This is a genomic window from Microbulbifer maximicatervae (SeqCode), assembly GCF_052468095.1.
The window spans coordinates 3170320-3183238 of record NZ_CP174332.1; the positions used below are offsets into that span (position 1 = coordinate 3170320).

Genomic DNA, 12919 nt, shown 5'->3' on the forward strand with positions numbered 1-12919 from the left:
ACCTGAATGAAGTGAGAGATTAGCTTTGTTTTTGCGGCTTAATCACTTCGTCGTAGCTGCTGTCAACTTCAGATACTTTAGCTGAAGCCAGTACGTGATCAACAACCTGGTCTTCCAGTACAACAGACTCAACACCAGACAGCAGCTCACGGTTGCTGTAGTAGTAGTCAACCACTTCTTGCGGCTGCTGGTAGGTAGAAGCCAGCTCTTCAACTTTCGCCTTTACGCGATCGGCATCAACAGAAAGTTCATTCTGCTTAACAATCTCACCGACTACCAGACCGAGAACTACACGGCGCTTTGCCTGCTCTTCGAACATAGTGTCAGGTAACATACGCTCGGCATCTTCAGCCTTGATCTGACCACCAAACTGCTGAACCATTTGACCACGCAGGGTAGTTACTTCACTGGCAACCAGCGCGGACGGCAGCTCAACTGGATGCTTCTCGAACAGCTGATCCATGATCTGGGTCTTAACTTTATTCAGAGCGGCATTTTTCAGCTCACGCTGCATGTTGTTGCGAACTTCCTCACGGAATTTCTCTTCGCCACCTTCCTGAACACCGTAAGCTTTGAAGAACTCTTCGTTCAGCTCGGGAAGTTCAGGCTTCTCGGAAGAGGTCACCTTGATATTAAAGGTTACAGCAGCACCGCGAAGCTCTTCTGCCTGGTAATCTTCCGGGAAGGTCAGATCAATGTCTTTCTCTTCACCGGGCTTCATGCCCAGAATGCCTTCTTCGAAGCCAGGGATCATCTGGCCGGAACCCAGTACTAACTGGTGACCTTCGGCCTTGCCACCTTCAAACTCTTCGCCGTCTTTACGACCAACAAAGTTGATAACAACACGATCGCCCTTTTGAGCTTTGCGCTTGGTATCTTTCCAGGAAGACTGTTGCTTACGCAGAACATCGATCATGTTCTTCACGTCAGCATCAGTAACTACTGCAACAGGACGCTCTACAGCGATCTCAGCCAGATCAGCGAGTTCAACTTCAGGGTAAACCTCGAAAGTAGCAACGTACTCCAGGTTTTCGCCAGCAGCAGTCTGCTTAGCTTCGATGCTAGGCTGGCCGGCAGGTTTAACCTCTTCCTTCTGTACCGCTTCGTAGAAAGAACGGCTCATTACCTCACCCAGAACTTCCTGACGAACGCCGGCGCCAAAGCGCTGACGAACAACCTTCATCGGCACCTTGCCTTTGCGGAAGCCATTGATGCGAACAGTCTTAGCAGCCTGCTGGAGACGCTTATCCACTTCTTTGTCGACAATTTCTGCCGGCAAGTTGACCGTTAAGCGACGCTCCAGACCGGAAGTAGTTTCGATGGAAACCTGCATGTTTATCCTCGTGAGACTATCTCTGTAATCGCGCCGCAGCGCCAACGAATACCGGGTCACCGAGACTTAGTCAGTAACCTCGTAGGCCCAGCACCAAAACAATACTTTTGTGCTGCCGCCAAATACACAAGAAGCCCGCACCTACCCCTCCAGGGCAAGTCACACGGACTTCAAGGCTTTTAATTTGGTGGGGACGGGGAGACTCGAACTCCCACACCTTTCGGCACCAGAACCTAAATCTGGCGTGTCTACCAATTTCACCACGTCCCCAAATCGAACCTGCCGCTAACTCTTTGATATTTAAGCGCTTTCGCTACTTTTTTAGAGCCCATCGCGACAAGGGGTGCAGATTGTGCCACAGCATTTTGGGGTCTTCAACACTTTACTGAACACTTTTCTCATAAAATAAAAAAAGGCGCCTCAAAGGCGCCTTTTTCCGGGGTCTAATTTCCTTAGACTCGCTCTACAACAGTGGTAATACCCTGCCCCAGACCGATACACATGGTAGACACACCCAGGTTGCCGCCCTCATTCTGCATAACGCTCAGCAGGGTGCCAGTAATGCGCACGCCAGAGCAGCCGAAGGGGTGACCCAGGGCAATAGCGCCACCGTACAGGTTGACCTTCTCATCCGTCTGCTCGAGCAGATCCAGGTCTTTCAGCACCGGCAGCGCCTGCGCTGCAAATGCCTCATTCAGCTCAAACTTGTCGATATCGCCAACAGTTAGACCCGCTCTCTTGAGCGCCTTCTTGGTAGAGGGCACCGGGCCATAACCCATAATGGACGGATCAACACCAGCCAGCGCCATTTCTTTCACGCGAGCAATAGGAGTCATACCCAAAGCCTGAGCGCGCTCAGCGGACATTACCAGCATCACAGAGGCACCGTCGGTGATCTGAGAGGAGGTGCCAGCTGTTACCTGACCGTGCTTCGGATCGAATGCTGGCTTCAGCTGAGCCAGACCTTCCACGGTGGTGTCCGGACGGATGGTTTGGTCCGTCTCAACCAGGAAAGGTACGCCGTCATCGTCATGACCTTCAATAGCGATAATTTCGCGATTGAATTTGCCAGCCTTGGTAGCTTCAGCCGCGCGATGGTGAGAGCGTGCACCGAACTCATCCATCTGCTGACGCTGGATACCGTGCATCATCGCCAGGTATTCAGCAGTCATACCCATGGAGCCGGCAGCTTTAGCCATATAGCGACCCAGCATTGGGTTGGGGCTAACATGCTCCATCATGTTTAGGTGGCCCATGTGCTCAACACCACCCACAACGTACACATCGCCAACGCCAGCCTGGATGTTGGCAGCTGCAGTATGCAGGGAGGACATAGAGGAGCCGCACAGGCGGTTGACGGTTTGCGCCGGGATAGTGTGTGGCAGACCAGCGCGCAGCAGGATAAAGCGAGCTACGTTAAAGCCCTGCTCATCGCGCTGCATAACACAGCCCCAGATCAGGTCATCGATCTCGGCGGGATCGAGCTTGTCATTGCGCTGCATGAACTTTTTCAGCAGCTCAGCGGACATATCATCGGCGCGAACATGGCGATATACGCCATTCTTCGAGCGACCCATGGCCGTACGCGCGTAGTCGACGATTACGGCATCTCTAGGATTTAAACTCATCGCTATTCTCCTTACTTGTCGCCGTAGTAGGTTTTGCCACTTGCGGCCATTTCACGCATGCGATCGGTCGGCTTGTACAGCTCACCCAGATCGGCGTACTTATCGGCAATCTTCACGAATTCATCCAGACCAATGCTGTCCAGCCACGCGAAGATTCCACCGCGGAACGGAGGGAAGCCAATGCCGTAGATCAGCGCCATATCAGCTTCAGCTGGGGAATCCACGATACCCTCTTCCAGGCAGCGAGCCAGTTCGGTTGCCATAGGCACCATCATGCGCTCGATAATTTCGTCTTTTTCAAACTCGCGACGTTCAGCAACGTGCGGCTTAAGCAGCTCGTAGGACTCTTCAGTAGCCACTTTCTTCGGGCGACCTTTTTTGTCCTGCTCGTAGTTGTAGAAGCCTTTGTTGTTCTTCTGGCCGTAACGACCCGTTTCATACATAACGTCGGAAGCAGCGGTAAAGGTTTTACCCATGCGATCGGGGAAGCCTTCAGCCATTACGCTTTCTGCGTGAACACCGGTATCGATACCGACAACGTCCATCAGGTAAGCGGGGCCCATCGGCCAACCCCAACGCTCCATCACCTTGTCAACGGCCTGGAAGTCAGCGCCATCGCGCACCAGCATGGAGAAACCGGCAAAGTAAGGGAAGAGAACGCGGTTAACCAGGAATCCAGGGCAGTCGCGTACAACAATAGCCTTCTTGCCCATCTTGTTTGCGTAGGCAACAACGCGAGCTACAGCTGTGTCGGAAGTTTTCTCTCCGCGAATCACCTCAACCAGCGGCATTTTGTGCACTGGGTTGAAGAAGTGCATACCGAGGAAGTTCTCCGGACGAGAGAGCGGCTCAGCCAGCTGGTTAATAGAAATAGTGGAGGTGTTAGAAGCGATTACAGTGTCTTCGCTTACTTTGGTTTCCACTTCTTTCAATACTGCATGCTTCACCTTGGGATTTTCAACCACCGCTTCCACAACAACATCGATATCGTTGAAGCCGTCGTAGCTCAAGGTAGGCTCGATACGGTTGAGCACTTCACCCATTTTAACGGGGGTCAGGCGCTTGCGATCAACCAACTTGGACAGCAGCTTGTTCGCCTCATTCAGACCAAGATCGATACCCTTCTGGTCGATATCCTTCATCTTGATCGGAGTGCCTTTGTAGGCAGACTGGTAAGCGATACCGCCACCCATAATGCCAGCACCCAATACTGCCGCACGCTCAATCGGCTTATCGGCTTTCTTCTCCCAACCTTTGGCAACTTTACCAATTGCCTGGTCAGCCAGGAACAGCCCTACCAGAGACTTCGCAGTGCCGGTCTGCGCGCAGAAAATGAACTTCTCCTGTTCGATTTTCAGCGCTTCATCACGGGTCAACTTGTAACCCTGCTCGATTGACTCAACCGCAGCTACGGGAGAGGGGTAGTTTTTACCCGCCTGCTGACCCACAAATGCCTTGGTGGTAAAGAAGGCCATTAGCGCTTCAGTATCATTCAAGGGGATTGGAGATTTCTTCAGCTCGCGAATGGCTTTGTAGTCCAGCTCGCCATTAATAGCGCGCTCAAGCAGCTTGACCGCTGCATCTTTGAGCTTGGCAGTGGGGATCACCGCATCGACAGCGTGAGCTTCCAGAGCGGCGGCAGGCTTCTGCTCTTTACCCGCTGCAATCCACTCAGCAGCAACATCAACACCCACTACACGCGGCAGGCGAACAGTGCCACCCCAGCCCGGAATCAGACCCAGCTTAACTTCCGGAAGGCCAACTTTGGCCTCTTCGCCCATCAGGCGGAAGTCACAGCCAAGACACACCTCAAAACCACCGCCAAGCGCGTAACCATTAATTGCTACCGCAGTCGGTACCGGAAGGTCTTCCAGGCGGTTGATATTTTCGTTGTTCTGATTCATCAGATCAGCAACGCCCTCTGCACCTGCAGAGAAGGCACCACCAAACTCAGTGATATCAGCACCAACAATGAAGACGCCTTTACCGCTGGTCAGCAGTACACCTTTTACACCATCCGCTGCTTCGATAGCATCCAGCGCTTGGGAGAATTCAGAAACCGTCTGACGGTTAAATTTATTGACGGATTCGCCTTGCAGGTCGAATTTGAGCTCGGCGATGCCGTTGTCCAGCATCTGTACCGTGAGCGCTTTGCCACTAAATAACATTGATTGACCTCTTTTATTCTGGGCCGCGATCCTGGGCCCGGGGTCGGAATTTTTGTGCAACCAAGGGCCGCCCCGCACAGCGCGGTGACACTTAGGCCCAATTTGGTCAGCCGTAGTATAGCCAGATTCAAACGATTGTTTGAATACTATTTCTTACAAATGGAGTGGCACCAGGAGTGCCAAAGTACAGAAATTCGCCAGTTTGCGAACAGAGAGAATTTAAAGCTGGGCTAGTCTATCTCGGATCGTGCTGCCTTATCAGCCACTTGGCACGAACTCCCTCTTTTCTAAACCACCTTTCAGGAATTGGACTCTTGAAGGCCGGGATGCCCATAAGCCGGCATCATTGCGCTGACAACTACACAGTCACAGCGACCTGTATTTCGAAAGCGGTGCGGACGCTGAGCATCAAAATAATACCCATCACCGGTACTCAGCAGGGCAAAATCGGAGCCAACCGTAACCTCCAGGTCACCACTGACAACCACTCCACCAATCTCCCCCTCAGCAGACTCGAGAGAAAAGCCGGTGTCATCCCCAGCGGGAAATACTTTCCACAATAGCGACATGCCGCAGTTTGCCTTTGCCCCTCCAAACAAACGGCAGGACACAGAGCCATGACCGATCTCAGGCACTTCATTTCCGCGAAAAAAAATTTGCTTTGCGCCCGATATTTCCAAGGAAAAAAAATCGGTTAGCGACATAGGAATGGCGCCCAATATTTTTTTTAAGGAGCTTACGGAAGGGCTAACCTTTCCCAATTCAATAAAAGAAATTGTTGCGTTGGTTACCCCAGCCCGTCTCGCCAACTCCCTCTGTGAGATACCGTAAATGTGGCGCACCATTTTCAAGCGGGCGCCAACATCCTCTTCAGGATCATCCATGCTCCCCATTAGCTCCTTTTGTGCAATCTTCCCTCAGGTAAAAATCACCGAAATTGAGGCATTATGTAAAAGCCAATCACACCATATCTTCAAAGGGATTTCCATTTGGCAGCTTCACCGGCGGCATCCCGGGCAAACATATTTCTTCTTCTGAGATAGCGATCTCACTTTCATTGATCATGCCCTCACCAAATCGATAAATAACATCAAGCTCACCACGAGAAGCCTTGGTGTTGTACTTTTCGCTCTGCTCTACAACCTTCTCGTTCAACGCTTGAGATGTCACAATGGCCGATTTGCCATGACGCTTTTCCATCATTGATTTTGTGATCTGCGGGGACAAAATTGTTGCCGTCGCATTATTTCCGCCAAAACCTTTCGAGTTTAAGAACGCTAAATCAAGCGCACCCCTGCCCCTATCGGTATGTTCAAGGGAAATATCCAAATGCTTACAATGAACATCATCGGCGATGTGATCAACGGTGGTCACTCCCGGGAGAATGCCGCGATCAAATACACCTAACGCTGTAACTAACTGATCTCCACTGGCTGAAGCGACGGTATGCCCCAAAAAGGCCTTGACCGCACAAATCGGCCACTCGGCAATGCCAAATGCGCCGGCCAAACGATCAAAAATGGCGGACTCAGTAACCCGATTTTGCGGCGTACTTGAGCCATGGGCCTGCACAAAGCTGCGACGCCGCAAACTATCCTCACCCACAATTGCCCGCGCCTCCGCCATTGCTCTGGCCATCGTCAGGTAATTCCCGGGACCCGGCGCAGAAATCGATTTTTTTGTACCGTCGGCATTGGTAAACACACCGGCAACCGAACCATATACGGAAGCACCCAACTCAAGCGCCAGAGCATCATCCATTAAGATGACCCACTGGGTACCCTCACCCAAGGTAAAACCACAGTTCTCACCGAACGGGCGACTAGTGCGTCGATAATCAATTTCACCAGGGAAAAGCTTGCGTAAATTCTCGGTAGTGGCAAGAGCACCCATCGTTGAATAGCCATCGACAACTTCAGGCACAAGGGGCGCCTCAGCCGCACCAATTACAGCGACCCGCGCCCTACCCGAGCGAATATCTTCAACGCCAGCGCGAAGGTTGTACAGGAAGGTTGCGCAAGCACCGGCAACAGCGCCAGTAGAACCGACATTTCCGAGCACATAAGCGTTAACAAAATCCGCTGGCATACTATTTAGGCCAAGCGCTAACTGTTTAGAGCTTACGCGACCACCTCGCAGGCGGGACTGCAATAGACCACCGTTGCCAAATGGGTCCAGTTGACTCATTGCCGAGGCGGCATAGAGTGAAATATTTCCCGGCCCAGCCGCAGATACAACGGTATCCCAATCAACCCCCAAAGACTGCACAGCATCTGATGCGCCCAAGAGGGCCAACTGCAGTCCCCTCGGGTGAAATCGAGAGTTATATTTAGTGCCCGGTTCAAATCCGGTTGGGAGCTGGCCGGCAGCAGCCACACTTATCTCGCGGTGGCTATCCAACAAAACTGACAGCTCAGCTGTGGTGACCCGAACCCTGCCGCCCTGGATATGCTCCAAGTGCCAATGAGCGGGCACAGGCTGCGGAAGCTGCCGGGTGGAAATTTCGAATGTCAGGCCCTGGGGGTTTGCGAGCTGGGCAGACTGATGGAAATGGCACTTGCGGTAGTCGTAATAGCGACTCTCTAGTTCGCGCACCAAAGTACCATCCAACACCTGCTGCTCAAGGGCAGGGTCCAAAATGCCTTCAGCGTTGTCTCCGGTACGCAAGCCCATCAGGGCGGCCAGGTCGGAAAGAGTGCTATCCCTCTCTTCCTTACCCAGTTTATCTAGCACGAGGCGAGAGTACCCCCTATGGAAAGAACTACGTCCAGCAGGGTTGAATCCACCGAATGCGGTGATTACGGGAAGGCGCTGCATCCTGACCTCCAGCCAAGCACTTAACACTATAAAAATAAGAGATGCGAGTGTAGGGGGTGGCGATTCTGTCCAGTTATGGGCATACTGGCCAGCAAAATTGAGTGTTTTGGCCAATAGCGCAAGTGCGCATAGATGTGTAATGCGAACAGTAACTTTTCTACTTATCGACCAGATGCTGGCAACCGGTACCGTTCTCCCACTTGAGATGCTCCGCGGTGCGGAGAGTCGCGCCAGGGTTGAGGGCATCAAGGGCAGCCTAAAACTGGTGACCGCCAGTTTGGATGGGGCACCAGTAAATACCCGCTGCGGGTTTACCCTTCAACCGGACGTCGCTCTTAGCGACGCACCAGATAGCGACCTAATCTACATCCCGACCATGTGGCGCAACCCCCGCCCCGCCCTTAAGCGAGGCGGAAAAATATTGGAATGGCTGCGCCAACAGGAAAAACAAGGAGCTGCAATTAGTGCTGTGGGTACCGGAGTTTGCTTTTTGGCCGAAGCGGGCCTCCTTAACGGAAAACCTGCAACCACCCACTGGCATTATTTTGATCAATTTAGCTCAGACTATCCAGAGGTAAAATTAAAACGTCAGTATTTTATTACCCAGGCAGACAAACTTTTCTGCGCGGCCAGCGTCAATGCCCTCGCTGACGTAACGGTTCATATGATCCGCCAACTGTATGGACCGGCCATTGCCAGTCATGTAGAGCGCAATTTCTCTCACGAAATTCGCCGCCCATTTGAAGAGATAGCCTACTCAGAAGGATCTGTTCACTTACACCCAGACGAAGATATCGTTCAAGCCCAGGCCTGGCTCAAGGAACATTGCAATACCGAGGTACGCCTTAGCGAAGTGGCACAACTTTTCGATATGAGTGTGCGATCGTTCAATCGCCGGTTCAAACTTGCTACAGGACAGACACCATTGCAGTATTTGCAAAATGTCAGGGTTGACATGGCGCGCGAGCTTTTACAATCAAGCAATTTATCGGTCAATGAAATTGCTGAAAAAGTTGGTTACCAGGATATGGGGCATTTCACAGCGCTATTTAAAAAATTCCTGGCAACAACTCCAAGTGAATACCGCACCACGGTGCGAGCCAAGCTATTCAGGGTCAATACTTAATTTTCTTAGAAAAATAACATCGCTGTGAACAAACTGGAGCTCGGCACCGAGTGACCGAGCCAACCATTCAAATGTCCTCACGCTAAAGAAGCAAATATGTGTAGGGTCTCTGATATAGTGCCACGTGGCGAAGCGCTCTGCAGAAATAACCAGTTTCGTCATCAGGGCCATAACCCCCCCTGTGCGAAGCCTTTGCCAAAGGTTTTCAAGCTCTTCTCCTGGCTTCACAAGATGCTCGATCACTTCTGTAGCAACAATAAAATCGTAGCTCCTATGCAGCGCCTTCCTGGCCGGCATGTAAAAGTGATCATACAGGTCCACCCGGTGTCCACTCTCCGCCAAAATTCTGGCCAATAAAGGCGCCGGGCCACAACCAAAGTCCAGGCCATGGCAGGCCCCACTCAACTCTTTCAGTAACGGCTGCGCGCAACGACTGAGAAATTGATGATAACCGTCATCCTCCATCGAATTCTCATGGAGGTCGTAATAAGCTCTCTCTTTTTCAGGTGTCAGATGGTATTGCGGCGGCACAAAAACGAGCGCGCAGTTATCACACTGATGATAACTGCGGAATTTATCCTGATGGTAAAGCTGTACCGCGCTTTGGCGGCACAGCGGGCAATGAAGTGACAACTTACGCTACTGCAGCAGTGGACTTAGTCTCACTCTCTTTGTGCTGCAGCACATTACCTTCTGTAATCGAAATTTTTCGTGGTTTCATCGCTTCAGGTATTTCACGTACCAATTCTATATGTAACAACCCACTAGCCAGTTTTGCACCGGTCACTTTCACGTGATCGGCAAGTTGAAAGCGCCGCTCAAAATTTCTTGCGGCGATACCCCTGTGTAAATAATTTCCCTGGCTATTACTTTCTGGCTTAGTACCGCTAACCACTAAACGATTTTGCTCCACCTGAATATCGAGTTCAGACTGCTCAAAGCCAGCGACAGCCATGGAAATTCGGTAGCTATCCTCACCGGTCAACTCTATATCGTAAGGGGGGTAGGATGGCTGTTTTTGCTCGCTTGTGGTCATTGCATCGAGCAGACTGGCCATACGGTCAAAACCAATTGCAGAGCGATAAAGTGGAGAGAAATCAAAATTACGCATTATCATATCCTCAATTCAGAGCAATATTTAAAACTACGTCCGTCAAATGACCGGACTCTTTTCAGGGGCACTTTTCATTGAAGCTACCACCTGTACAACAGAGATATGGGCAGAGGTTTCTAATTCAAGGGTGACAGATAAATTTTATGCCAAAAAATCACAAAAAACCTTTAGAGCCCACTTGTCGAATCTTTATCGGCATCCAGCTGGATAAAACAACACAAGAATTTTTAAATTATTTAACAAGCTTCATCACGGAAAAACAAAGCGCCTCATCCTTAGCCAGCACCCGCTTGATAGCCTATAAGAACCGTCATATCACCCTTTGTTTTTTAGGTCAGATTCCAATAAAAACAATACAGCCACTAAAAACCGGGTTGACCTCAATCGCTCGAAACACAACTGAGACGAAAACCCGCCTATTTAAACTTGATACCTTCCCGGGCAATGATGCTCATCTAATCGCCGCAGAAATCACAGTCACCAAACAATTGACGGCCTTGCATATGTCCGTCAAACGCCTCGCTGAGAGCCTATCCATACCGACAGAAAACCGGCGCTATCGCCCACATATCACCCTGTGCAGAAATAGGAAACAATTTCACGGATTTTCTCCAATCGACCTAGAACACCCAATAACAATTAACAATATTACTCTCTACCAAAGTCAACCAAGTCCAACAGGAAGCCTTTACACCCCCCTACAAACAACTATTCTACAGTCGCGGTAAAACTCCTCCCCACTGTTAATATCTATTTTCTGAAACCCCAAAAAGCAAAAAAGCGAGCTTTAGGCTCGCTTTTTTATTTACTTGTTCACTGAACAATTAATTCAATTCTGACAGCACATACTCTGGGTACATAACCAATCTTGGTCGAGATAGGCGACGCGCATCAAAAATAAAGACATAGCGAGCCCCATCATCCTCAGCCGGAATTGTACGGCGGAATTTCCAAGTGTTAATTTTATAAGTTTGGCGACCTGACTCAACGGTAGTCACCAAGCGATATTGATTTTCCCCCAAAAACTCAAAGGGCACTCTTTCCCCCCCAATTGGCCGCAACTCAAGATCCCGGAACGTTTTTCTATCGTTACCTTCTTCGTCAGCCAGGAGATCACTCAGGCGTGCTGTTTCCCGCTTTACATAATCCAACAAGTCGGCATCGATCTCTCGCTTAGCAACAGCTTCCACTTTTTTAGCGGGCTCATCGCGCTTTGGCGGCTCGACCTGAGCTTTAATTTGCGGGGGTTTTGGTTTCTCATTAGTAGCAGCAGCTCGCGCCATAGCTGCCCTTCTCTCGGACGCTTCAGCCTTTGCCAGCATATCCTCAACCATCTTGCTAATTTTATCCTGCTGGGCAGAAATCTTAGCTTTGGCATCAGCAATTGCCTGCTTTTCTTCAGCCAGTTTTTGTTGAAGCTGCTGATGATTTTCTTTAATAAACTCGAGACGACGTGAACGGCTATCGACACCTCTCTCCGCCATAGCGAAGGCATGCTTAGCCTTCTTCAGGCGACGCTCAGTATCTGAGTTGGGGGTTGACTCATGAGCCCGGGTCGCTTGATTGAGCTCCTGGCGACTCGCCTCGTATTCCAGGCGCAGGTCATCGAGAGATTTCTGGGCCTGCTCAAGCTTATATTCGTAGGAGAGCAGCTCATTTTCGACATCCTCGAGCCCAACACTCCGATTTTCAAGAGACTGTTCCAATCGCGCAAGACGGTTCTTCTCCGCCGTGAGGGGCGTCTGCGCTTGTGCCACTGCCCCACCCATAACTACTAAGCCCGCCAAAAGGAGCGAGCAACACCGCTTTACCGCCATCGTCGTGAACCCATTTCTCGAATTGATGTGTTTCGTGTTTTGGAAGCGCAGCGACTCTGAATCTACGACAGAGTGAAGCTACTGCGCAATATGGTCAATTTTACGCAGGGAGCAAGCTATGAGCAATGACCTTGCGTTCACCTGAGCCAACTAGCTGATCAATAAACCTTCAAATCCACAATATTGAGTCACCACAGTGACACCACTCCAAAATTTATATGAAATTTTTCTGCGATAGCGCTTGATTTTTTTTTTGGCGGAAGCATTATGGATACCAGGGAGAAGATCGCTGGACTCAGCGGAAACCCGACCCGGACGTAAAACACCCTAAGCTGCTTTGTCAGCAAACAATCGTTGCGATTCCGGCAGCTCGGCGCTTCAACTGCAGCCTCGAACCCTCCCACTAGGGCGCCCTACCTTCTTTACAGCAAACCGCAACAGCGGCCTGCATGGTTTCTTTTAACCGGAGGTATGTGCCCATGAAATCAGCGCCTAACGATAACATTGTGTTCCGCGACATCGACAAGTCAGCCGCCCTGGCGACTACCGTATCCAAGAAGTTAAACAAGCTGGAACGTTATTGTGGCGACATCATACATAGTCGCGTAGTCCTCGAAGCTCCCCATCAACACAAAACTAAAGGCAGACACTTCAAGGCATCACTAGAGCTTGCGATTAGTGGCAATCCCGTGACTATTAGTAGTGAGAACGAATCCATACACCGAGCGGTAAACGACACATTCGCCTCCGCCGAGCGCTGTCTGAAAGAGCGTAGTGAACGCAAGAAAACACGGCGGCACCAAGCCCTACAAGAGGTTGTAGAAGAACCCAGCTAAAAACTGGGAGTCACAAAAAAGGCGGCAAAATGCCGCCTTTTTCATTATTCACAACTGCAACTTATATCTACAGCGTAACA

The 12919-nt window shown here is 50.7% G+C and carries 11 protein-coding genes and 1 tRNA gene; 3 read left to right on the forward strand and 9 right to left on the reverse strand.

The genetic code is table 11. The features are described from left to right. Nucleotides 1-19: 19 nt before the first annotated feature. The 6 genes from tig to ACJJIL_RS13680 all read right to left on the reverse strand — a co-directional run bounded on the left by tig (nucleotide 20) and on the right by ACJJIL_RS13680 (nucleotide 7946). Entirely contained in the window at nucleotides 20-1333 is a 1314-nt protein-coding gene (gene tig / locus ACJJIL_RS13655) for a trigger factor (protein ID WP_444957274.1), read from the reverse strand. Between the two features lie 185 nt (nucleotides 1334-1518). Then, a tRNA-Leu gene (locus tag ACJJIL_RS13660) sits at nucleotides 1519-1603 on the reverse strand. Between the two features lie 182 nt (nucleotides 1604-1785). Continuing rightward, nucleotides 1786-2961, reverse strand: a complete 1176-nt coding sequence (fadA, locus tag ACJJIL_RS13665; RefSeq protein ID WP_445359947.1) for an acetyl-CoA C-acyltransferase FadA — start codon at nucleotides 2959-2961, stop codon at nucleotides 1786-1788. A gap of 11 nt (nucleotides 2962-2972) precedes the next feature. Continuing rightward, nucleotides 2973-5129, reverse strand: coding sequence for a fatty acid oxidation complex subunit alpha FadB (gene fadB / locus ACJJIL_RS13670; RefSeq protein ID WP_445359948.1), 2157 nt, complete (start codon nucleotides 5127-5129; stop codon nucleotides 2973-2975). A gap of 299 nt (nucleotides 5130-5428) precedes the next feature. After that, nucleotides 5429-6013: a type II toxin-antitoxin system RelB family anti-toxin gene (locus ACJJIL_RS13675; RefSeq protein ID WP_444957272.1), complete on the reverse strand. Its 585-nt coding sequence runs from the start codon at nucleotides 6011-6013 to the stop codon at nucleotides 5429-5431. A gap of 76 nt (nucleotides 6014-6089) precedes the next feature. Further along, entirely contained in the window at nucleotides 6090-7946 is a 1857-nt protein-coding gene (locus ACJJIL_RS13680; protein ID WP_444957271.1) for a beta-ketoacyl synthase, read from the reverse strand. Nucleotides 7947-8085: 139 nt separating this feature from the next. Between ACJJIL_RS13680 and ACJJIL_RS13685 the strand changes: the two genes are divergently transcribed. Continuing rightward, complete coding sequence (locus tag ACJJIL_RS13685; RefSeq protein ID WP_413665170.1) at nucleotides 8086-9072, forward strand: GlxA family transcriptional regulator; 987 nt, start codon at nucleotides 8086-8088, stop codon at nucleotides 9070-9072. Here ACJJIL_RS13685 and ACJJIL_RS13690 read toward each other — a convergent pair. Next, entirely contained in the window at nucleotides 9052-9705 is a 654-nt protein-coding gene (locus ACJJIL_RS13690) for a class I SAM-dependent methyltransferase (protein ID WP_413665169.1), read from the reverse strand. The two genes, ACJJIL_RS13685 and ACJJIL_RS13690, sit on opposite strands and share 21 nt — an antisense overlap. A 1-nt stretch (nucleotide 9706) precedes the next feature. Further along, complete coding sequence (locus ACJJIL_RS13695; RefSeq protein ID WP_445359949.1) at nucleotides 9707-10183, reverse strand: Hsp20 family protein; 477 nt, start codon at nucleotides 10181-10183, stop codon at nucleotides 9707-9709. A 146-nt stretch (nucleotides 10184-10329) separates the two neighbouring features. Here ACJJIL_RS13695 and thpR point away from each other — a divergent pair, with 146 nt between their 5' ends. Next, nucleotides 10330-10914 (forward strand): RNA 2',3'-cyclic phosphodiesterase, encoded by a 585-nt coding sequence (thpR, locus tag ACJJIL_RS13700; RefSeq protein WP_444957269.1) that lies wholly within the window; start codon nucleotides 10330-10332, stop codon nucleotides 10912-10914. A gap of 96 nt (nucleotides 10915-11010) precedes the next feature. On the opposite strand, the gene ACJJIL_RS13705 is transcribed toward thpR, so the two are convergent. Then, complete coding sequence (locus tag ACJJIL_RS13705) at nucleotides 11011-11943, reverse strand: hypothetical protein (protein ID WP_444957268.1); 933 nt, start codon at nucleotides 11941-11943, stop codon at nucleotides 11011-11013. A 539-nt stretch (nucleotides 11944-12482) separates the two neighbouring features. Here ACJJIL_RS13705 and ACJJIL_RS13710 point away from each other — a divergent pair. Continuing rightward, nucleotides 12483-12839 carry an HPF/RaiA family ribosome-associated protein gene (locus ACJJIL_RS13710; protein ID WP_413665165.1) on the forward strand — a complete coding sequence of 119 codons (357 nt, stop codon included), beginning with the start codon at nucleotides 12483-12485 and terminating at the stop codon, nucleotides 12837-12839. Nucleotides 12840-12919: the final 80 nt, after the last annotated feature.

Bases quoted from the DNA above. Each gene is read 5' to 3' on its own strand.
- tig (WP_444957274.1), bottom strand. From the start codon at position 1,333: ATGCAGGTTTCCATCGAAACTACTTCCGGTCTGGAGCGTCGCTTAACG.
- fadA (WP_445359947.1), bottom strand. From the start codon at position 2,961: ATGAGTTTAAATCCTAGAGATGCCGTAATCGTCGACTACGCGCGTACG.
- fadB (WP_445359948.1), bottom strand. From the start codon at position 5,129: ATGTTATTTAGTGGCAAAGCGCTCACGGTACAGATGCTGGACAACGGC.
- ACJJIL_RS13675 (WP_444957272.1), bottom strand. From the start codon at position 6,013: ATGGATGATCCTGAAGAGGATGTTGGCGCCCGCTTGAAAATGGTGCGC.
- ACJJIL_RS13680 (WP_444957271.1), bottom strand. From the start codon at position 7,946: ATGCAGCGCCTTCCCGTAATCACCGCATTCGGTGGATTCAACCCTGCT.
- ACJJIL_RS13685 (WP_413665170.1), top strand. From the start codon at position 8,086: ATGCGAACAGTAACTTTTCTACTTATCGACCAGATGCTGGCAACCGGT.
- ACJJIL_RS13695 (WP_445359949.1), bottom strand. From the start codon at position 10,183: ATGCGTAATTTTGATTTCTCTCCACTTTATCGCTCTGCAATTGGTTTT.
- thpR (WP_444957269.1), top strand. From the start codon at position 10,330: ATGCCAAAAAATCACAAAAAACCTTTAGAGCCCACTTGTCGAATCTTT.
- ACJJIL_RS13710 (WP_413665165.1), top strand. From the start codon at position 12,483: ATGAAATCAGCGCCTAACGATAACATTGTGTTCCGCGACATCGACAAG.